Origin of the sequence: Pseudomonas sp. PDM28 (genome assembly GCF_019219115.1) — a bacterium.
GTDB classification, from domain to species: Bacteria; Pseudomonadota; Gammaproteobacteria; order Pseudomonadales; family Pseudomonadaceae; genus Aquipseudomonas; species Aquipseudomonas laurylsulfatiphila.
Genome location: NZ_JAHUWG010000010.1, coordinates 313,000 through 334,528, shown reverse-complemented (window position 1 = coordinate 334,528; position 21,529 = coordinate 313,000). Strand labels below are relative to the sequence as shown.

18 protein-coding genes are annotated in these 21,529 nt (G+C 60.2%); 6 read left to right on the top strand and 12 right to left on the bottom strand.

Annotated elements, in window-relative coordinates; all coding sequences use genetic code 11:
- Positions 1-7 precede the first annotated feature (7 nt).
- The 3 genes from KW841_RS23560 (at position 8) to ligD (ending at position 4,729) form a co-directional block, all read left to right on the top strand.
- Positions 8-979 (top strand): hypothetical protein, encoded by a 972-nt coding sequence (locus tag KW841_RS23560; protein ID WP_218479988.1) that lies wholly within the window; start codon positions 8-10, stop codon positions 977-979.
- Positions 976-1,341 carry a hypothetical protein gene (locus KW841_RS23555; protein WP_218479987.1) on the top strand — a complete coding sequence of 122 codons (366 nt, stop codon included), beginning with the start codon at positions 976-978 and terminating at the stop codon, positions 1,339-1,341. The genes KW841_RS23560 and KW841_RS23555 overlap by 4 nt, the downstream gene beginning before the upstream one ends.
- Positions 1,342-2,161: 820 nt before the next feature.
- A complete protein-coding gene (gene ligD, locus KW841_RS23550) occupies positions 2,162-4,729 on the top strand; it encodes a DNA ligase D (RefSeq protein WP_218479986.1) in 2,568 nt (855 codons plus the stop codon).
- Positions 4,730-4,794: 65 nt separating this feature from the next.
- On the opposite strand, the gene KW841_RS23545 is transcribed toward ligD, so the two are convergent.
- From KW841_RS23545 to potE, 7 genes are all read right to left on the bottom strand, one after another.
- Entirely contained in the window at positions 4,795-5,469 is a 675-nt protein-coding gene (locus tag KW841_RS23545) for a DUF3313 domain-containing protein (protein WP_007978067.1), read from the bottom strand.
- A gap of 50 nt (positions 5,470-5,519) precedes the next feature.
- Positions 5,520-6,788 (bottom strand): OmpP1/FadL family transporter, encoded by a 1,269-nt coding sequence (locus KW841_RS23540; RefSeq protein WP_218479985.1) that lies wholly within the window; start codon positions 6,786-6,788, stop codon positions 5,520-5,522.
- Positions 6,789-6,857: 69 nt separating this feature from the next.
- Positions 6,858-8,471: an arylsulfatase gene (locus KW841_RS23535; RefSeq protein ID WP_218479984.1), complete on the bottom strand. Its 1,614-nt coding sequence runs from the start codon at positions 8,469-8,471 to the stop codon at positions 6,858-6,860.
- Between the two features lie 192 nt (positions 8,472-8,663).
- On the bottom strand, positions 8,664-9,203 hold the full coding sequence (locus KW841_RS23530) for an HD domain-containing protein (protein WP_218479983.1): 540 nt from the start codon (positions 9,201-9,203) through the stop codon (positions 8,664-8,666).
- Entirely contained in the window at positions 9,203-9,604 is a 402-nt protein-coding gene (locus KW841_RS23525; protein WP_015094584.1) for a hypothetical protein, read from the bottom strand. The genes KW841_RS23530 and KW841_RS23525 overlap by 1 nt, the downstream gene beginning before the upstream one ends.
- 182 nt (positions 9,605-9,786) lie before the next feature.
- Complete coding sequence (locus tag KW841_RS23520) at positions 9,787-12,072, bottom strand: Orn/Lys/Arg decarboxylase N-terminal domain-containing protein (protein ID WP_007978079.1); 2,286 nt, start codon at positions 12,070-12,072, stop codon at positions 9,787-9,789.
- Entirely contained in the window at positions 12,069-13,478 is a 1,410-nt protein-coding gene (gene potE, locus KW841_RS23515; protein WP_218479982.1) for a putrescine-ornithine antiporter, read from the bottom strand. The genes KW841_RS23520 and potE overlap by 4 nt, the downstream gene beginning before the upstream one ends.
- Before the next feature lie 182 nt (positions 13,479-13,660).
- Here potE and KW841_RS23510 point away from each other — a divergent pair, with 182 nt between their 5' ends.
- Together KW841_RS23510 and KW841_RS23505 are read left to right on the top strand one after the other, a co-directional pair.
- On the top strand, positions 13,661-13,990 hold the full coding sequence (locus tag KW841_RS23510; protein ID WP_007978083.1) for a hypothetical protein: 330 nt from the start codon (positions 13,661-13,663) through the stop codon (positions 13,988-13,990).
- 123 nt (positions 13,991-14,113) lie between these two features.
- The gene (locus KW841_RS23505) at positions 14,114-14,530 is read left to right on the top strand and encodes an organic hydroperoxide resistance protein (protein WP_095968188.1); all 417 of its coding nucleotides are present in this window, start codon (positions 14,114-14,116) and stop codon (positions 14,528-14,530) included.
- Positions 14,531-14,645: 115 nt separating this feature from the next.
- Here KW841_RS23505 and KW841_RS23500 read toward each other — a convergent pair whose 3' ends face one another.
- The 5 genes from KW841_RS23500 to KW841_RS23480 all read right to left on the bottom strand — a co-directional run bounded on the left by KW841_RS23500 (position 14,646) and on the right by KW841_RS23480 (position 18,841).
- Positions 14,646-15,155 carry a copper chaperone PCu(A)C gene (locus tag KW841_RS23500; RefSeq protein WP_218479981.1) on the bottom strand — a complete coding sequence of 170 codons (510 nt, stop codon included), beginning with the start codon at positions 15,153-15,155 and terminating at the stop codon, positions 14,646-14,648.
- 1 nt (position 15,156) lies between these two features.
- Positions 15,157-15,762, bottom strand: coding sequence for an SCO family protein (locus KW841_RS23495; RefSeq protein WP_007978090.1), 606 nt, complete (start codon positions 15,760-15,762; stop codon positions 15,157-15,159).
- A gap of 389 nt (positions 15,763-16,151) precedes the next feature.
- The gene (locus KW841_RS23490) at positions 16,152-17,036 is read right to left on the bottom strand and encodes a ChaN family lipoprotein (protein WP_218479980.1); all 885 of its coding nucleotides are present in this window, start codon (positions 17,034-17,036) and stop codon (positions 16,152-16,154) included.
- A 54-nt stretch (positions 17,037-17,090) separates the two neighbouring features.
- Complete coding sequence (locus KW841_RS23485) at positions 17,091-17,858, bottom strand: heme ABC transporter ATP-binding protein (protein ID WP_218479979.1); 768 nt, start codon at positions 17,856-17,858, stop codon at positions 17,091-17,093.
- The gene (locus KW841_RS23480) at positions 17,858-18,841 is read right to left on the bottom strand and encodes an iron ABC transporter permease (RefSeq protein ID WP_218480021.1); all 984 of its coding nucleotides are present in this window, start codon (positions 18,839-18,841) and stop codon (positions 17,858-17,860) included. The genes KW841_RS23485 and KW841_RS23480 overlap by 1 nt, the downstream gene beginning before the upstream one ends.
- Before the next feature lie 397 nt (positions 18,842-19,238).
- On the opposite strand from KW841_RS23480, the gene metE reads away from it, so the two are divergent.
- Positions 19,239-21,527, top strand: coding sequence for a 5-methyltetrahydropteroyltriglutamate--homocysteine S-methyltransferase (metE, locus tag KW841_RS23475; protein WP_218479978.1), 2,289 nt, complete (start codon positions 19,239-19,241; stop codon positions 21,525-21,527).
- Positions 21,528-21,529: the final 2 nt, after the last annotated feature.

Below are 21,529 nucleotides of genomic sequence, written 5' to 3'. Positions count from 1 at the left end.
GCCACTAATGCCAGCGACCTTTATAAATCCAAGAATGCAGCCTTATTCATATTTGAAGTCGACATTGCAGCTTGGCAAAAACTCAATGTCGAAGTTCGATGTGTTAAATGTGCATGTTGTCAATGCTGTAGTGCTGCCAGGCGAGCTGATAATCGTAGGTGATAATTCAACACCTTCGTGTACGGCTGAAGAAGCGTTCTACATGAAGAAGGCATTTGAAGTTCATTTGGCATTAATGGCCAATGGAGTGCAAGGTGATGGATTTTTAATCGAAAATCATACGCTCATAACAGAAGCACTTGGGTACTCATCGATAGGGGTGGGTAGCGTTAGTGGTGCCTGGAGTAAGCACCTTGATGGCATCAAACAAACCCTTGAAGAAATTGAAACAGCTCATCGCGATTACCTCAGAAGCGGTACAACTCAGGCTCGAAGTGATTTTTACGCAAAACGCAAGGTGCTATTTGAAAGGCTTGATGGTCAACTTAAACACTTTGCCAGATATGGATCGGGTCTGCGTAATCAAGGCTCTATAAAAAATATGCTAGGGATCTCCACGAAAAGCTATTTACATTCAGGGGTGATAACAGGTTATGCCGACACTATTAATGGGGTGGCGAAAGCTTCGAGTCTCATGAAAAAAGGCGCTTATCTTGGTGTTGGTCTCAGTGTGGCTGGAGCTGGAACGTCTATCTACACGGCATGTACGACTGGGCGCGAAACGGAATGCAGAAAAGCTAAATATGTTGAGGGTGGTAAGTTGTCTGGAGGTCTTGCACTAGGAGCCTTGGGAGGCAATGTTGGTAGTATTGTGTCTACGTTCGGATGTGCTGTGGCTATCGGATTCGTTACAGGGGGAGCTGGAATGCTGGGGTGTGCTGTGGTTGGCGGTGGGCTAGGTGCGTGGGCGGGAGGCAAAGTTGGCGAGAGTGCTGGAGAATGGGTAGGTGAAGTGGTTTATGAGTCATTGCAACAATGAGTGATATTGCATTGGCAAGTATCGGAATTCTCATAATTTTTTTCGCAATGGTGACTTCGTGCTGGATGTATGTGTTTTCTTATCTGTTTACCGAGTTGATAGAGAGTTACCTCGATAAGAGTAAGTTTGTAGCAAGTAATCGTAAGGCGTTATCCGGGTTGGGATTGCTCGGTAAGCCGGTCAGAAATGGTTCGGTGGCATTGATGTTTTTATGTCCTAAACTTTGCGAGAGGCGTGGTCTAATTGAAAAGGATGAGTTGTTGAATTTGCCAGTAAGTCTAAAGAGAAAGTTGTTGGCACTCTGGATTTCTGCTGGAGCGTTGCTTTTTGTAGCGTATATTTTTTGGCTTTTGGTCCTTTGATTCTAGTGCGTAATAAAAGGCGTTCTTATTACCTTTGTGCTGGCCTGGCTTTTACCCTCTATAGCAGCAAGGAAGTGCTAGCGGCAAGTTATATATAACGAAGGGCGCTGACTGATGGCTCGTGGAAAAGTTAAGCCAGTAGCAAGAAAATGCAGGTGTTGCGGTGCCATAAATGAAGAAAACTCAAGAGGAATTAAAGGCGGTCTCTGCTATAGATGCAGAAAATCAAGGCATGAGCGAGTGGGAGCTATTGTGTCGAGGGTGCAAAAATTCCGCTTAACGGTTGTGCTTAGCGTTATTTCTGTCTTTTTTTTAACATTGGCCGGTTATGCAATTTATTTTAAATACCTCGTGCTGCCTTATGGAAGTCGAGTGCGATCCAGGTTGTTGGAATTCGACGGTTTGGGGGTTACATCGCCAGCGCTGTCGCTGGTTCTGCTCTCGGTGGGTACTTTATCTATCATTGCGGTCAATAATTGTTCTAACGGAAAGGTGTATGAGAAAATAATGAATGTCAGTCTGTGTGCAGGCTTGTTCTTGTATTCAATAATTATTTTCTTTGGCAGCGAGTTTCACTACAGGTTATTTAATTAAGGTTGGCTTACTACCTTGCTGGGGCCGGCACAGCCCGCATCCTGGGTGCCAGACACACCGCCATCGCGAGCAGGCTCGCTCCTACAGGGGAGCGCGGTCGCAACCCCGCGCCGCAAGCCCGTCCGTCCGGGCCTTTTCAACGCCGATTGAATTATTGCGCCGCTCGCCGGCTCTGCTTGGTTAAGAGACGTTTGCATCCGACGTCCTGGCGCGAAGCAGGTGAGCCATGCCCCGCAACCTCGATGACTACAACCGCATGCGTGATTTTTCGGCGACTTCCGAGCCTGCTGCCGACAAGCACCCGCGCAAGAAAACTGCCAGGGATCATGCCTTGCAGTTCTGCATTCAAAAGCACGACGCCTCCCACTTGCATTATGACTTTCGCCTGGAGCTCGACGGCGCGCTCAAGAGTTGGGCCGTGCCCAAAGGTCCGTCGCTGGACCCGTCGGTCAAGCGCCTGGCGGTGCATGTAGAAGACCACCCGCTGGCGTACGCCACGTTCGAAGGCAGCATTCCCGAGGGGCATTACGGTGCCGGCGACGTCATCGTCTGGGACCGGGGTATCTGGATTCCCCAGGATGATCCCGCCAAGGCCTATGCCAAGGGGCGACTCAAGTTCGAGTTACAAGGGGAGAAGCTGGGCGGCCTGTGGAACCTGGTGCGTACGCACATGCCGGGCAAGCAGGAGCAATGGTTCCTGATCAAGCATCAGGACGGCGCCGCCAGGTCGCAACGCGACTACGACGTGCTCAGCGCCGAACCGGACAGTGTGCTCAGTGACCGGAGCATCGTCGACAAACCCTCGAAGTCGGCCGCCAGACCCGTCAGGAAAGCACCAGCCGGCACACGCAAGGAAAAGCAATCGCCACTGACCGGCGCCCGCAAAGCCAGGTTGCCGGACCTGCTCAAGCCGCAATTGGCGACGCTGGTGGACAGGGTCCCGGACGGCGCGTGGAGCTACGAAATCAAGTTCGATGGCTACCGGATCATGGCCCGCATCGACCATGGTGACGTCAGGCTGATCACCCGCAATGGCCACGACTGGACCCACAAACTGCCAGGACAGGCCCAGGCCCTGGCCGCGCTGGGCCTGGAATCGGCGTGGCTCGATGGTGAAATGGTGGTGGCCGACGACCAGGGTGTGCCGGACTTTCAGGCGTTGCAAAACGCCTTCGAGGCGCAGCGCAGCGACGGCATTCTCTACTACCTGTTCGACCTGCCGTACCTCAATGGCGTGGACTTGCGCGAAGTGCCGGTCGAAGAACGTCGGGCCGCGCTGGCGACTGTGCTCAAGGCCAATGACCAGCCCTTGCTGCGCTTCTCCGAGTCGTTTGGCGAGGAGCCGCATGCCTTGCTCGACAGCGCCTGCCAGATGCGCATGGAAGGCTTGATCGGCAAGCGTCTTGGATCGCCCTATGTCTCCCGGCGCAGCAGTGACTGGGTCAAGCTCAAATGCCAGCATCGGCAGGAGTTCGTCATCGTCGGATTCACCGAGCCGAAGGGCTCGCGCCATGCCTTCGGCGCGCTGCTGCTGGGGCTGCATGACCGCGACACTGGCGAGTTGCGCTATGTCGGCAAAGTCGGCACCGGGTTCAACGAGGCGACGCTGCGCAGCCTTCATGAGCAGCTCAAGCCGTTGCAGGTGAAAAAACCGTCGGTGGTCAATCCACCCGGCGGTGCCGAGGCCAGGGATGTGCATTGGCTCAAACCCAAGCTGCTGGCAGAAGTGGCTTTCGCTGAAATGACCCGGGACGGCTCAGTGCGCCATGCTGTTTTCCATGGCCTGCGCAATGACAAACCGGCACAAGACATCACCGAGGAGCGCGCGAACACCGTGAAAACCTCCACTGCGAAAAAAACCGCTGCCACACAAAAGAAGCCCGACCCCGCACCCTCGCAAGCCGGCCTGGAAGCGGGGCAGGTGCGCATCACTCACCCGGACCGGGTGATCGACCCCGGCAGCGGCACCACCAAGCTGCAACTGGCGCAGTACTACGCGAGTGTCGCCGAGTGGATCCTGCCCGAACTCAAGGACCGCCCGGTGGCGCTGGTGCGTGCACCGGACGGTATCGCGGGCGAGCTGTTTTTCCAGAAGAATGCCGAGCACCTGGCGATCCCCGGCATCGCCACGCTGGACAAGCAGCTCACCGGTCAGCCGATGATGCTGATCAACAATGCCGAGGCGCTGATTGGCGCGGTGCAGATGAGTACCGTGGAGTTGCATACCTGGAACGCCACGTCGGTCAACTTCGACAAGCCGGACCGTTTTGTCCTCGACCTTGACCCGGACCCGGCGCTGCCATGGAAACGCATGATCGAGGCCACCGAGTTGACGCTGTCGGTGCTGGATGAGCTGGGGCTCAAGGCGTTTCTGAAAACCAGCGGCGGCAAGGGCATCCATGTGGTGGTACCGCTGACCCGCAAGCTCGGCTGGGATGAGGTCAAGGACTTCAGCCATGCCATTGTCAGCCACATGGCCAGGCTGTTGCCCGAGCGTTTTTCGGCGGTGTCGGGACCGAAGAACCGGGTGGGGCGGATCTTCATCGATTACCTGCGTAACGGCCTGGGCGCGACCACCATCTGCGCCTACGCCGTCCGTACCCGTGAGGGCCTGCCGGTGTCGATGCCGATCTTTCGCCAAGAGGTTGCCGAACTCAAGGGCGGCAATCAGTGGAACCTGCACAATGCGCTTGAACGCCTGGCTGAAGTCGGTGATGAACCCTGGGCGGACATGCGCAAGACCCGGCAGGCGATCACTGCCGAAATGCGCCGGCGGGTGGGGATTAAGAAGTGACCGCAAGGATCAGGAAGGAACCAATGTGGCGAGGGAGCAAGCTCGCTCGCCACAAGGGTGGGGTGTTACTTGAGGAACGCCTGGAAGTCGGTACCCAGTTTGTCGATCGCCGCCTTGAAGTCCTTGGCGGTAATCTTCTGGCTTTCATTTTCCAGGGTAGTGCCAAACACCTTGCGCACCACTTTGGCCACGGTCTGATTGCTCTTCGCGTCGATGAACTCGGCTTCGATGAACAAGGTGGTGTCCTGGTCACGGTGACCGGTGGCTGCCTGGGTGGCCCCGACGACGGCCGCGATGGGGACCACTTCATACCACTTCATGCCTTCGTTCTCGGCGTTCACCCCGGTAATCGCCGCGCGCATGATCAGGGGCCGGGAACCCGCCGGAGCCGCTGAGGAGTTCGACACCACACGGTACCGCTGACCCAGCGTGGCCTTGGCCTTGTTGGTCATGTAGTTCTGAATGTCGGTCAGCGTCTGCTGGTTGACCCGCTCATCGGGTTTGGGCGCCGGGTACAGCTCCAGCTTGTTGAACACCACGGTGTCATAGGCGTTCGGGTTCCACGAAGGGCTGACCCAGCGCATCGCGGTGCCGCCGCTCGGCGTTTCGACTTCCTGCAGGTTGTTGTAGTTGGACAGGAAGCCTGAGTACTGTTCCTTCTCAGTCACTTTCGAGGTGCAACCGCCTAGCAACAGGCTTGCCAGCGCAGCGCCGACCAGCAGTTTTCGGGACAGATTCATAGTGGTGTCTACTCCTTGGATAAAATCGTCGTTGTTTCGTTTACAAGACATCAAAATCGCCAGGTCATGTTCCCGCTCAGGGCTTGAATCCAGGCATTGTCGAACTCACCGGAAATCTGATTGCCGGATACGGACTTGGTCTGGTCAACCGGCATGTCGCCGAGCCAAACCATGGCCCAACTGACGTTGATATCGGTGTCCTTGTTCAGAGCATAGGTGGCTCCTGTGGCAATGCGCCAGGATTCGTTCATCGGCACGATCACGCTGCGGTTACCGTCCGACACGGCACTGCTGTCGTACGCCACGCCGACGTTCCACAGCCACTGCTCGGTGGCCTGGTATTGCGCCCCCAGGGACAGGTGCCAGGTGTCCTTGAAGCCGGCGTCGACCGTTGTCGATTGCGCACCGACCGCGGTGGTGTCGACCTGCACGCCGATGTCACCGAATTCCGACCAGTCCTGCCAGTTGACCGAGGCCAGCAAGGCCCATTGCCGGTCCAGTTGCTGGAACAGGCTCAGGGTGACGGTTTGCGGCACCTTCACATCGAGTTCGGTCTTGGTGTTGTTGACGCGCTCGAGTAGTCGACCATCGCCATTCACATCCAGCCGGTCCTCGAAGTCCAGATCGACCTGGCTGGTGTAGGTCAGGCCAATCCGCGTGCCGGCTTGCGGGGCGTAGATCACGCCGACATTCGCCCCGAAACCCCAATCCTGGTCCTTGTACTTGAATTGGCCGTCGGTGCGGTCGGTAAAGCCGAACGGCGAGCGGTCAATCGCGGTCTGGGCTTGCAGCATGCCGTACATGGCCTTTACGCCCAGACCCACCGACCACTGCTCGTTGAAGCGATAAGCCACGCTCGGCACCAACGACAGGCCGAGCAGGCTGGCGTTTTGCGAGAAGTAGCGTCCGGACCAGTCGTTGTCGTAGTTGACCGCCAACCCGAAGTCGCCGTACTGGCCGAAACCGACGCTCCAGTGTTCGTCCAGTTCATGGCTGATGAAGAAGCTGCCGCCGGGAATCGGGTCGAGGGCGTTGCCACTGCCACTGCCCGGGGTGTTGGTGCCGGCGTCGCGGTCGAAGCTCAAGTCGCCGTACAGCACCTGCAAGCCGGCGGTGATTTGCGTGCCGGGCAGGTAACTCATGCCCGCCGGGTTGCTGGCGATGGTCGAGGGGCCTTGGGCGCGGGCAGCGGCACCGGCGTTGGCCAGGCCGGCGTTATCGGTGCCGATTTCGTAAAGCATGATGCCGCCGGCCCAGGCCTGTTGGCAGCACAGGGCGAGTAGCGCGGATGCAGATCGGGCAAGTGTTCTGGTCGGCATGTATCTACCTCAGCAAATGTCCATTTCGAACACGGGTGGACGGTGCCGGCCACCCGTGGATTCGGCTGTTTACTTGGCCATCTCGGCCCGTGCTGCTGCGATCTTGGCTTTCACCGAGTCAAGGTTGAAGCTCGCGCCTTTTTGCATCGGCGGGAACTCGATCGCGGTTTCGGCCAGTTTGGCGACTTGTTGCTGCACGAATACGAAGCGCCAGAACTGGTACTTGAACCAGTCGAAGTATTGTTGCGAACCCTGCGCGGCCTGATTCTCCGGCCAACCCATGCGCTCGAACGGGTCGAGTCGAAGATTGGTCAGGATCGGCACGTCCACAGCAACTTTAGCCCCCATCCATCCACCCGGCTGGTCAATGAAGCGATATTTGTAGTCGTCTATGCGCACTGCACCCAGGGCACTCTCTCCAAAGTAGAAGATTTCATGCCGGTTCGACGGACCTTTTCCGGTGATCATTGGTGTTTGATCATAGCCGTCCAGGTGAACTTTGTAGGTTGTATCACCCAATTGTTTGCCCTTGAGCAGCTCTGCCGTGATGTTCGGGTTGCCCGCCGCTGCGACCAGGGTCGGGAACCAGTCCAGGCCGGACATGATGCCGTTGGCGACCTGGTTGGCCGGCACCTTGCCCGGCCAGCGAATGATCGCCGGCACCCGAAAGCCGCCTTCCATGACCGTGCCTTTGCCCATGGCGAACGGGGTGGTGCCGCCGTCCGGCCAGGTGAAGTTTTCCGCACCATTGTCGGTAGTGAAAATGACGATGGTGTTGTCGTCCATGCCGTCTTTTTTCAGCTTCGCCAGGACATCGCCAACGACGTCATCGAGCTGCGCCATGCCGGCTTCCTGTTCCGACCAGCCATTTTGCGAGTTGCGCATGGCTTCGTATTTGTCGGACAGGTGCGTGACGATGTGCATGCGGGTCGGGTTGAGCCAGACGAAGAACGGTTTGTTGTCCTGCTTGGCCTTGTCGATGAACGAGAAGGCCTTGTCGCGAATCTCGTCGTCGACGGTTTTCATCCGCTCCGGATAGAGCGTGCCGGCATCTTCGATTTTCTGCTTGCCGACCTTGCCCCAGCGCGGCATGACGGTCGTGTCATCGGTGGTGGTGGCCCAGCTGTGGACCATGTTGCGCGGGCCAACGGTGGCGAGCAGTTCTTGCGGATAGTTGGGGTGCGCCGGGTCTTCCATGGCGTCGAGGTGGTAGAGGTAACCGAAGAATTCGTCGAAACCGTGTACGGTGGGCAGAAACTCGTTCAGGTCGCCCAAGTGGTTCTTGCCGAACTGGCCGGTGGCATACCCCATGGCCTTGAGCGCGGTCGCGATGGTGACGGCTTCGGCGGGGATACCCACGGGCGAACCGGCCTGGCCGACGGTGGTCATGCCGGTGCGAATCGGCAGTTCGCCGGTGATGAAATTGGCGCGCCCGGCCGTGCAACTGGCCTCGGCGTAATAGTCGGTGAAGCGCATGCCTTCAGCGGCAAGCTGGTCGAGGTTGGGTGTTCTGCCAGCCATCATGCCCTGGTTGTAGACGCCGATATTCGACCAGCCAATATCGTCGCCCATAATCACCAGGATGTTGGGGGCTTTGTCGGCGGCCAGGGTCAGGCCGGGAATCGCCATTGCAGACAGCAACAGCGGTACCGCAAACATCGAGGATAAGGTTGTCCGGTTCATGTAGAGCTCCTGCGTACTTGCGTGAGTACATCGAGACGAGCCACCAACCGCCGTTGAAATTCGTTAGTCCCCGCGAAGAGCGTAGGTTTGAATTACAAAATATCCAGTAGTGGATAGTCAGAAAGTGAGTGTTCCAGGGCGTTTGCCCAGAAGTGACCGTCCGCAAAAGCGCCTGGGTGTCAGACGCCTGTTTCACCAGCGAAACATGGGCAGCGGCCGTAGCGGCGAGTGGAGCAATTGGCGGGCTGAAAGCTTCATCAGCATCGAGTGAAAACCGTGATCGGGAAAGGTCGATTGCACGGTCTTGATGAAGCTTCGAGGCAGGCCGAAGCGTACCAGGCCCAGGGACACATCCACCAGATCGGCCCGGCGGAAGGGTTCGACGCTGTCGGCACAAGCGCCGCGATACCGACGCAGCTTGTGGTGCTCGAGTATCAACGCACTGACTTCATCTTTGAGTTGCGAGCGTTGTCGGCTGTCGAGATATTCAGTGGCCAGCGCAATGGACGGCGGCAGGTAGTCAAGGGTGTCATCGGTCCAGATACCCAGGTCATGAAACGCCGCTGCGATCTGTACGGCATCCGGGGGCAAGCCTTCGGTACCGCTGAGGGCCGCATGGAAATTCAGCACCCGGTAAATGTGGTTGCGGTAGCCCTGCAGGTCGGCGCCGATGGCCAGGGCGAATGAGGTGAGGATCTCGTCGGTGAGGGGGAATTCGAGAATGGGCTTCATCAGGCGTCACGCAACAGGTCGTTGGCATTGAGCAGCTCGTAGGCAATCTCCGGGCGCTTTTCCATGGCTCGGCGAATGGCGGCCGGGATGTTGGCGCGGGTCTTGCGGCATAGCCCTGGCAGTTCGCCGATCTGGATGCCGATGCCGCGCATGGTGCGCACCTCATTGAAGCCGGGGGCGATGTCCACGCGGATGCCCAACTGTTCGAGCATACGCCGTTGCAGGTGCTCCAGATCGCTCAGGCTCTGCAGATTTTCCAGGCGTTCGATCAGGCGTTTTTCTTCGTTGCGGGTCAGAAACAGAATGCGCAGGTCCGCCCCCGGTGTTTCCAGCAGCGGGTCACGCCCGCAGTCGCAGGCGCCGGGCGGGCAGGGTGAGCGAATTGGAGCGGTGGTGGTCATGGGGATCAATCATAGAGCGCGGTGATTGAGTTTGCCCATAGGGATTTTGGGGGAGTATGCAAAGCAATGTGGGAGCGAGCCTGCTCGCGAAAGCGGAGTGTCAGTCGCCATCTTGGGTGACTGTCAGGCCGTCTTCGCGAGCAGGCTCGCTCCCACAGGTTTTACGGTGAGTCTCGCTTACCTCACTTCAAGACCAGCATCCGATAAACACCGTCTTCGACTTCGATCCCGTGGGTGTCATGGGTGAAGCCGGGGAAGGATTTGTCGAAGGCTTCCAGTGCCTTGAGATACGCCAGCAGCGGACCGTCCGCGGGGCCTGCGTTCTCGCCTGGCATGAGCAGCGGGATACCTGGCGGGTACGGCACGATACCGGTGGCGGCAAGGCGTCCGGCGGCTTGCTCGAGGGTGACCAGTTCGATGTCGTTGCGCACCAGTTTCTCGTAGGCCTCCACCGGGCTGAATTCGGCTTTTGGCAAGGTGCCGAAGGCCTGGGACATGTTGGCGGTGGTCTTGTGTTTCTTCATGGCGGCGAAGATTTCGTCGGCCAGATCCTTGAGGCCCATGCCGGCATAGCGTCGCTGGTTGGCGTTGTACAGGTCGGGCAGGCACAGCTCCAGCTCGGCGTTGTCGTCGTAGTCGCGCTTGAAGTCGAGCAGGGCGTTGAGCAGCGTGCCCCACTTGCCTTTGGTGATACCGATGGAGAACAGGAACAGGATGGTGAAGTCGGTGGTTTTCTCGACCACGATACCCTGGCGGCCCAGGTACGCCGTGATCACGCAGGCCGGGATACCGGAGGCGAGCAGGTTGCCGTCGTCGCCCATGCCCGGGGCAAGTACCGACACCTTGATCGGGTCGAGCATGCAATAGCCGTCTTCGATGTCGCCGAAACCGTGCCATACCGCGTTCGGGTGCAGGACCCAGCAGTTCGGGTCGGTTTTCAGCGTAACCGGATCGACCTCATGGAACGGCACGGTCGCGGCGCCTACCTGTACGGTCGGCGGCTGCCAGCAGGTGAAGAACCAGTCGTCCTTGCTCAGCATCTCGTTGTGCATGCGCGAGAGAACCTGGCGGAAGCTGATGGCTTCTTCGATCGATTCGCTGGTGAGGATCTGCCCGCTCGGTGCTTCCATCATGGCCGAGCTGACGTCGCAGGACGCCATGATCGCGTAGTTCGGCGAGGTCGAGGCGTGCATCATGTACGACTCGTTGAAGCGCGCATGTTCAATCGGGTTACGGCCGTCGCGCACGTGGATCATCGAGGCCTGGGACAGGGCCGCGAGCAACTTGTGGGTCGACTGGGTGGCGAACACGGTCGGCTTGGACTTGTCGTGGTCGGCCGGATTGCCGTGCATGGCATGGCGTCCGCTGTACAGCGGGTTGAAGCGCGCATAACCGTACCAGGCTTCGTCGAAGTGCAGGCGGTCGACGCTTTCGCCCAGCAACTCTTCGACGCGGGTGACGTTGTAGGTCAGGCCGTCGTAGGTCGAGTTGGTGACAATCGCGTGCACCGGCGTCGGATCGATGCCTTTCTTGACCAGCGGGTTGTTGGCGATGGCGGCTTTCACGCCTTCGGCGCTCAGGGTCTGCGGCAGGATCGGGCCGATGATGCCGTAGCGGTTGCGGGTCGGCACCAGGTAGGTCGGAATCGCCCCGGACAGGGTCATCGCATGCTCGGCGGACTTGTGGCAATTGCGGTCGCACAGGGCGATCTGGTTGCGCGTGACGCTGGCCATGAGAATGACGCGGTTGGACATCGACGAACCGTTGGTCACGTAGTACGTGCGGTGCGCACCGAAGACCTTGGCGGCATAACGTTCGCCCTGGCCGATGGGGCCGCTGTGATCGAGCAGGGAGCCCAGTTCGCCGACCGAGATCGACAGGTCGGAACGCAGCAGGTTTTCACCGAAGAACTCGTAGAAGGCGCGCCCGGCAGTGCTCTTGAGAAACGCGGTGCCGCCGGCATGGCCCGGGGTGTGCCAGGAGTATTCATAGGTGCGGGCAAATTTCACCAGCGCGCCGAACATCGGTGGCAGGGCCGCCTGACGATAGCGTTCGATGGCGGCCAGGATGCGCCCGCTGAGGAAGCCGGTGGTGTCTTCGGGCAGCCAGATGAAGTCGTCGGCGTGTTGCATGACCAGCAACGGAATGCTCGACGCGGTGGTACGGTCACTGATCAGGAACACCGGAACGCGGGTGTTGCGCTCGCGCAGTTTGACCAGCAGTTTGATGCAGTCGGCGTGGCCTTCGCTGGTGTCCATTTCCCAGCGGATGAGCACGCACTGAACGGCAGGGTCCGAACGCAGGATCGATGCGGCATCCGAGAGGCTTTCCGAGGCCAGAACACTGACGCCACGTCCCTCTACATCGTGGACCAGATGATCCAGGGCACGGCCAAACACCGTTCGTTTGTCCGGCGGACTGCTGACCAGTAGCGCCAGCATGCCCAGCGAATGTTTATAGTCCGTCATGCTTGAGTCTCCAGAGTGGCTTTATTCAGATTGTTCACCGGCACTGGCGCGGCAGTGAGGTGCTGCGCGCTGACGGTTTGCGTCGGTACGCTGTTGTTGAGTGCTTCGAGGCGGATCAGGCGGTTGTTGACGAAGCCGAACAGGGTGTAGCCGAAGATCGTGGCGACGCCACCGAGCATCAGGGCCTGCTCGCCGGAACTGTACAGCGCCAGGTAGCTGTAGGCCGCTGCGATCAGCGCAATGACGTTGGTGGCCAGGGCCTTGCCTTCGGGCACGTTGGAGACTTTTTGCATGGTCATCAGCGCGGCCATGGACAGGATGTACGGCACCAGGTTGGTCACTACCGCGAGGTTGACCAGGGTGTCGAACTGCTTGCTCAGGTCGGGACTGATGGTGAGCAGGGCCAGCGCGGTCTGTGCGGCGAGCAGCACCAGCATGCCGACAATCGGAGTGCCCGCCTTGTTGGCCTTGGCGAAGATCGACAGGAAGTAACCGGTGTCGGCCGAGCTTTTGTACACCTGGGCGATCGTGAACTGCCAACCCAGCAACGAACCGATGCAGGCAAGCACCATGGCCGCCATCACAATGTCACCGATCATCGGAGTGAACATCTTGGCGAACACCAGGCCGAACGGCGCGGTGGACGCGACCAGTTCTTCGTTGCCGACGATACCGAAGATGACGTTGGTGGAGACGATGTAGATCACCGCCGCACCCAGGGTGCCGCCCAGCACCGCAATCGGTACGTTGCGCTCAGGGTTTTCCACCGCGTCGGTGTTGGCGCAAGCCGATTCCAGGCCAAGGAAGGCCCACAGGGTGATCGCCACCGAGGCGCCTGCCGCTTCGAACCAGCCTTTGTCATGAGGGTTCCAGCCAGCGGCGTAGACGCTGCTGTCGAAATAGAACCAGCCCACCGTGGACACCAGCACCACCGGTGCAATCACCCCCCAGACGGTGATCGAGCCGATCCGGCCGGTAATGCTCGCGCCACCAAAGTTGGCGAAGGTGGTGATCCACAACAAGGCAATGGTCGCGAGACCGACTTGCAGGGAATCAAGTTTTATCCCGAACAGCGTCTGTATATAGCCAACCGCGGTAATACTGATCGCCACGTTGGCAATCAACAGTGAGAGGCCGTAGGTGTAGTTGGTGATGTAGTTACCGGCTTTACCGAACGTGTATTCGGCATAGCCGCCCATGCCGCCGGTCTTGCGGCTGAGCATCCCGCATCGCGCAAAGGCGTAGGCCAGAGCCAGGGAGCCGGTGGCGGTCACCAGCCAGGAAAGAATCGAAATTGCACCGACTTCCGCTAGTTTCGTCGGTAGTAGCACAATGCCTGAGCCCAACATGTTGACGGCGGTCAACATTGTCAGTTGCCCCACACTCATTTTTTTTGCGACTGACATTCCGTTGCCTCACTTAGTTGGCGATTGAGAGTCTTAGCTATAGCAAAGGATTGAAAACTCGCAAGAAATGACCTCAGCCATCTCGTTTTTGCACTGATTTGCAAAAAAGGCACGATGCTGGCCCCCAAGTTAAAAAATCCCCCGCAAAATTAGTTCATTTTCAACTAGTTAGATAGGTCAAGATGCGCAAGGTATGGATCGCGTTAATTCCGCTAGTTGTTGCGGGTATCAGCAACTCGACGCAAGCCAAAGAACTGGCCACCCAGGATCAATACATGTGCAGTTGGGGCGCGGGCACTGCTGCAAGGGCACAGGAGCTCAAGCTCTCAGGGGTTTCCCTGTACGCCGCACGGCAGAAAATCCAGGCCTACAAGTTCTCAAAAACATGGATGCGCATGATGGCTCTTGGTATTACAGAGCAAACTTATGACAGTTCTTCGCGATTGAAACCGACGGCTGTGCGGCAAAGCTTTTATGAGGACTGCGTCAGGTACAAGTTGGCGCGCAAATAGTGAAGAAGCGGGCGCCGGTCGGATCGACTGCGGCGCGGGCCGGTGACGTCTATATTGATTGACCATCCCGGCGACTGGATGGGTGTTAAAACCGATTTCCTACAACTCAATCAGGAGGTCAGCATGAACCAGATCGATAAAGTGTTGTACACCGCCCAGACCCACACCACCGGCGGGCGTGATGGCGCCTCCCGCAGTTCCGACGGCATCCTCGATGTGAAGCTGTCGTCGCCAGGTGCGGGCGGTGGCGGTACTAACCCCGAGCAATTGTTCGCTGCCGGGTGGTCAGCCTGCTTTATCGGCGCCATGCAAGTGGCAGCCAGGGAAATGAAAGTGGCGTTGCCCAAGGATGTGGCGGTCGATGCGGAAGTCGACCTGGGCACTAATGAAGGCGGCTACCTGCTCCAGGCGCGGCTCAATGTCAGCCTGCCGGGGCTGGACCGTGAAACCGCCCAGAAAATCGTTGACACCGGGCATCAGTACTGCCCGTATTCGAAAGCCACGCGCAACAACATCAACGTCGTGCTCAAGCTCGTTTGAGTTGATCACCCCGTACCTGTGGGAGCTGGCTTGCCAGCGATGAGGGCCGCAAGATCGATGCAGGTTCCCATGGCCCCATCGCCGGCAAGCCGGCTCCTACAGTGTTACGCGGGCATCAATTCATCTTGCTGTGATCATGCGCCATGCTGCCGTGATCCATGGTGCCAATCGCCTTGGCAACGGCTTCAACCTGGATCGACTCTTTCTCGCCCTTGGCGTCTTCGACGGTCAGGGTCAGCGGCACCTTGTCGCCTTCCTTGATCTGGCCCGCAAGGTTCATGAGCATGATGTGGTAGCCATTGGGATCCAGGCTCACCGCTTTACCGGCCGGCAGTGCCACGGCGTCCACCTGCTGCATTTTCATCACGTCGTCTTTCATGCTCATTGCATGAATCTGCACCAGAGCTGCCACCGGCGTTTGCACGCTCAACAGTTTGCTGTCGCTGCTCGCGGTGACGGTCATGAAGGCGCCGCTCGACGGCTGGCCGGCTACGGTGGCGCGGACCCAGGCGTCGTCGACCCGGGTTTGTGCCGACACCTGGAAGGCCAGGCCGACCAGGGACAAGCCCAGTGCCAGTTGCTTGCAGCGTTGCGCGAAACGGTTCTTAGCCTGCGGGGCGTTCATATCAGCAAACCTCCATCACGGTGAGCAGGTCCTCTGCGCACTCTTTGGCCGTCAGGGACGCGGACAGCCCCAGGCGCAGATTGCCCCGGGAGTCGAAGACATAACTGGTCGCGGTATGGGAGAGGGTATAGGTATCGCCGCTCGGGACTTTTTCAAAGAACACGCCGAATTCCTTGGCGGTGGCGGCGGTTTGTTCCAGGGTGCCGTACAGCGCTTCGAAACTCGGGTCGAAAGCCTTGACGTATTTGTCGAGCAGCTCTGGCGTGTCGCGCTCCGGGTCCAGGGTGATGAAGATCACCTGCAGCCTTTCGCCATCGCGGCCCATCAGCTTTTTGGCCTGGGCAGCGCGGGCCAGCGTGGTGGGGCACACGGCCGGGCACTGGGTGAAACCGAAGAACACCATCGGCATCAGGCCGCGATAGCTGCCCAGCATCCTGGTTTCGCCCTCGGTGTTCGTGAGCTTGAAGTTACGCCCCATGATCTTGTCGCTGAGGTCTTTGCCGTACTTGAACGACAGCTTGCTGCTGTCGTCGCAACCGGCGAGCAGGCCCAGGCTCAACAGGCCCATGCCTTGCAGGACAGTTCGGCGGGTATACAAAGTACTCATGGAAAAAAGCATCCTGTTGAACAGGCTGAAACTGACAGCGTGGTGACTGTACAGACGAAAAAACGTGGGGATGTTAACAAACTGTGCCGGTAGCGGCGGGGTGGATACGACCATTGGACCGGCGCAGAGGCGTGACATAGTGTCGCGCCGTAGCATGTTCGGCTGAGGGCAATAGTGCTCTTGTGGCGAGGGGGCTTGCCTGTGGCGAGGGGCTTGCCTGTGGCGAGGGGGCTTGCCCCCGTTGGACTACGAAGTAGTCCCAAACCCGGATAATGCGGTATGTCAGGTAAACCGCATGCACCTGTTTGGCGACCGCTTCGCGGTCGAACGGGGGCAAGCCCCCTCGCCACAGGCAAGCCCCCTCACCACAGACAGCCCACTCACCACAATTAACGACGCAACTTCGCGCAATGATCCTGTTCCGGCTGTGCGGCCGTGTACCACACGTAATCCGCGCTCTCGGCGGTCACGGTCTTGCCCGCTTCGGCGAGGATCAGCACCGCATTGCCTTCATCGGCACCGAGGTCTTTCAAGTGCAGCGGCACCCCCAGGTCCTTGCGCACATGAAAGGCCCCGGCCAGCAGCAACGCTGGCGTCGGCGCGGCCATCAGGCGCTCGGCCATGCGCCGGTCGCGCTGTTGCTGCACGGCGAGCATGGCCGGCATTTGTGATTCGGGCAGCAGACCGCAATGGGATTGGCGGATGTCGTCCAGCAAAGTCGCCTGCACCTGTCGGGTGGTGGACGCTGCGCCATTCAACTCAGGGCGCTGTCGGTAGATCTGCATAATCTGCGCGCGGTCCAGATTCGCCGCCAGCAGCGGATAGGGTTGACGCAGCGCATAGGTGACGAGGGCACCATAGACGCTCCAGTCCCAATTGGCCTGCCAGGCGATCGCCTTGAACGCGTCCGCCGGCGGCTGGCCGGCGCGGGTCGCAGCTTGCGCGGCATCGACTTTGGCCTGTTGATCGGGATTGAGCATCTCCATCAGCAGGCTGCCCTGGGCACGCTGTGCCGCCAGCTCGCGCAGCAACCACAATTGCAGGGCGTGGTGGTCCGGGTTGTCGTGTTGTTCACCGACCAGAACCCGCGGCGCAACGGCCAGGCGTTCGACCAGTTCCTGCGGTGTCAGCGTGCGACCGCTGGCGAGTTCGCGGATGACCCCGAGATCGGCGTGGTCGCGCCCTTGTGGGGCAATCGGCGCCGGGGGCGGCGTTACAGAATGGGTTTGGCAGGCAGCCAACAGGCTGAACGCACACAGCAACAGAAAGCGCATCGGTTCTCCTTGAATAGACAGCAGCCGCTTCGATCAACGAAGAAGCGGACGGTATCAGCGCGCGATGATCAACGGGTGGCCGCGTTCCGGGTGTTGGTGAATCAGCACCTCCAGGCCATACACCGCCGCCAGCGCCTCGGCGGTCAGCACCTGTGCCGGTGGACCGTAGGCGTGGGGCAGGCCCTGCTGCAACAACAGCAGTTGATCGCAGTAGCGCGCCGCCAGATTGAGGTCGTGCAGAATCACCAGCACCGCTGCACCGCGCTCGGCGAAGTCGCGCACGGCTTGCAAAATGGTGTGCTGGTGCAACGGATCGAGCATCGACGTCGGTTCATCGAGCAGCAGGGTTTGCCCTTCGGCCCCCGGCCAGAGTTGAGCGAGCACCCGCGCCAGATGCACGCGCTGGCGTTCACCGCCGGAAAGCGCCAGATAACTGCGCCCGGCAAGATGAAGCGCATCGGCCACTGAAAGCGCCTCGGTGACAATTTCGCCATCGCGCACGCGGCCGCTGGCGTGAGGCAGACGCCCCATGCCCACGACTTCATTGACCGAGAACGCAAAGTTCAGGCTCGAACTCTGCGGCAGCACGGCCAGGCGCCTGGCCCGCTCCTGGCCCGGCCAGTCGGCGAGCGGGCGCTCGTCGAGACTGACCCTGCCTTCGCTGGTTGGCAGTTCGCCGCACAAGGCGGCGAGCAGGGTGCTTTTGCCGGCGCCATTCGGTCCCAGTACGCCAAGCACTTCGCCGGGGCGCAATTGGATATCGATGTTCGCCAGTACCGTGCGGTTGCCACGACGTACCAGCAAGTTGTTTGCCCGCAGCATCAGGAACGCCCTCGAACCAGCAAATAAAGAAAGAACGGCGCGCCGATCAGTGCGGTCACGATGCCGATCGGCAATTCCGCCGGCGCCAACAGCAGGCGCGCGGCCAGGTCGGCCAACAACAGCAGGCTGGCACCGGCGAGCAGCGACGCGGGCAGCAACACCCGGTGATCCGGGCCAACCAGCAGGCGCATCAGGTGCGGCACCACCAGGCCGATGAAACCGATCAGGCCGGCTGCCGCGACGGCCGCGCCGACGCCGAGCGCCGTGCACAACACCAGCTCAAGCTTGATGCGCTCGATGTCGAAGCCCAGGTGACGGGCCTCCGATTCGCCCAGCAGCATGGCATTGAGTGCCGCCGCGCGACGTGGCAACCACAGCGCCACGCCCAGGGTGACGATCAGCAACGGCCACAGGCGCGGATAGCTGGCGCCGTTGAGGCTGCCCAGGTTCCAGAACGTCAGGGTGCGCAGGGTCGCGTCATCGGCCAGGTAGGTGAACAGACCCACGCCGGCACCGGCCATGGCCGTCATCGCCACACCCGCCAACAGCAGGGTGGCAACGTCGGTTTGCCCGTTGCGGCGGCCGAAGCGATACACCACCGCCGTGACGATCAAGCCACCGGCGAAGGCGCTGACCGACAGCAGATAAGGTTCGATGGCCGGTGGCACGCCACCCAGCAGGCTGCCGCCGACGATGGCGAGGGCGGCACCCAGCGCGGCACCGCCGGACACGCCGACCAGGCCCGGGTCCGCCAAGGGGTTGCGGAACAACCCCTGCATCGCCACCCCGGACAACGCCAGTACCGAGCCCACGGCGATGCCGAGCAGGCTGCGCGGCAGGCGGATCTGCCCGAGGATCAGCTCCGCCTGCTGCGTGTCGCCCCCGTCAAGCGGCAACCCCAGCAGGCGCATGCCGGCCAGCAAGGTATCGCCCAGTGGCAGGCTGACCGGCCCGAGGGCCAGGGACAGCCAGAGCACCACCAGCAGCAACAGCAGCAAACCGATCAAGGTCGGACGCGGCCGGAAAATGGCCGTCATGGGTTGATCCAGGCGGTCTGCGCTGTGGCGTCCGGGTAGAGCACCGTGGCACAGGCCAGCCTTGTTTTGATACGCATCGGGACTATTCCTTGGTCGATCAGAGAGGGCGGACATCGAAAAACTTCGTAGCGGGTGATGATGCCATCGACGCCCGGCTTACGCACACGCCACGGTGCAGGTTGGACATCGGGGCGAGCGCGTTGAACCAGGTGTCCATTCAGCGCCGGTTGCGCAGGACTACGGATTATGAGAAAAACTTGTGATCATCACGATTAAAATGAGTTTGTCTCACTCGCCGGCACTGTCGACAATGGCTCCATTGAACGCATTGGAGTTATTTGACATGGCTGTGGCCCATTCCCTTGGATTCCCGCGCATTGGTCGCGACCGTGAACTGAAAAAGGCCCAAGAGGCGTTCTGGAAGGGCGAGCTCGATGAAGCCGGCCTGCGCGCCGTTGGCCGTGACCTGCGCAAGACCCACTGGGACTTGCAGAAAAAGGCCGGCATCGAACTGCTGCCGGTTGGCGACTTCGCCTGGTACGACCAGGTCCTGACCCACTCGTTGATGTTCGGTGTGATCCCTGAGCGTTTCCGCCCGCACGATGGCAAGGCCAGCCTGCAGACCCTGTTCGGCATGGCGCGCGGTGTGAGCGACAGCTGTTGCGGCGGTGCCCACGCCCAGGAAATGACCAAGTGGTTCGACACCAACTATCACTACCTGGTCCCGGAATTCAGCGCCGACCAGCAGTTCCAGCTTGGCTGGGATCAACTGTTCGAAGAAGTCGAAGAAGCCCGCGCACTGGGGCATAACGTCAAGCCGGTGATCATCGGCCCGTTGACCTACTTGTGGCTGGGCAAGGCCAAGGGCGCCGGGTTCGACAAGCTCGAACTGCTCGAACGCCTGCTGCCGCTGTACGGCCAGATCTTCCAGCGCCTGGCGGCACAGGGCGTCGAATGGGTGCAAATCGACGAGCCGATCCTGGTGCTCGACCTGCCTCAGGACTGGAAAAATGCCTTCGAACGCGCCTACAACCTGATCCAGCGCGACCCGCTGAAGAAGCTGGTCGCCACTTACTTCGGTGGCCTGGAAGAGAACCTGGGCCTGGCCGCCAACTTGCCGGTGGATGGCCTGCACATCGATCTGGTGCGTGCGCCTGAACAGTACCCGACCATTCTCGACCGCCTGCCGGCCTATAAGGTGCTGTCGCTGGGTGTGGTCAACGGTCGTAACGTCTGGCGTTGCGACCTGGAAAACGCCCTGGCCACCCTGCAGCACGCTCACGAACGCCTGGGTGATCGCCTGTGGGTCGCGCCGTCCTGCTCGCTGCTGCACAGCCCGGTTGATCTGGGCCGCGAAGACAAGCTCGATGCCGAGCTGAAAAGCTGGCTGGCGTTTGCCGTGCAGAAGTGTGAAGAAGTCGCTCTGTTGGCTCAGGCGGTCAACGAGCCCGAGGCGCCGAACGTACTCCAGGCGCTGAGCCAAAGTCGCGCCGTTCAGGCTGCCCGGGCTGCATCGCCACGCATCCACAAGCCGGCTGTTCAGGCGCGTGTCGCCGCGATCACTACCAAGGACAGCCAGCGTCAATCGCCGTTTGCCCAGCGTATCGCCAGGCAACGCGCCCGCCTGAACCTGCCACTGTTCCCGACCACCACCATTGGTTCGTTCCCGCAAACCGCGTCGATCCGTCTGGCGCGCCAGTCGTTCAAGCAAGGCAAGCTGACCGAGGCCGAATACACCGAAGCGATGCACAGCGAGATCCGCCACGCCGTGCAAGTGCAGGAATGCCTGGGTCTGGACGTGCTGGTGCACGGTGAAGCCGAGCGCAACGACATGGTCGAATACTTCGCCGAGCAACTCGACGGCTATGCGTTCACGCGTTTTGGCTGGGTGCAGAGCTACGGTTCGCGCTGCGTGAAACCGGCGGTGATCTTCGGCGACCTGAGCCGCCCGAAAGCCATGACCGTGGAGTGGATCCGCTACGCCCAAGGCCTCACCGACAAAGTGATGAAGGGCATGCTGACCGGTCCTGTGACCATGCTGATGTGGTCGTTCCCGCGCGAAGACGTGACCCGTGAAGTACAAGCCCGTCAGCTGGCCCTGGCCATTCGCGACGAAGTGGTGGACCTGGAAGCCGCCGGAATCAGGATCGTGCAGATCGACGAAGCGGCGTTCCGCGAAGGCTTGCCGTTGCGCCAGGCGCAGTGGCAACACTACCTGGACTGGGCGACCGAAGCGTTCCGACTGTGCGCCTCGGGTGTGCGTGACGAAACCCAGATCCACACCCACATGTGCTACAGCGAGTTCAACGATGTGATCGAGTCCATCGCCGCCATGGATGCCGACGTGATCACCATCGAAACCTCGCGCTCGGACATGGAGTTGCTGGACGCGTTCGAAGCCTTCGCCTACCCGAACGACATCGGCCCCGGCGTGTACGACATCCACTCGCCACGGGTGCCGGACTCCTCGGAAATGGCCAACCTGTTGCGCAAGGCCGCCAGGCGCATTCCCGCCGAACGCCTGTGGGTCAACCCGGACTGCGGCCTGAAAACCCGCGGCTGGCCGGAAACCGAAGCGGCGCTGGTACACATGGTCAACGCTGCGCGTCAGTTGCGTAAAGAATGGGCCTGACG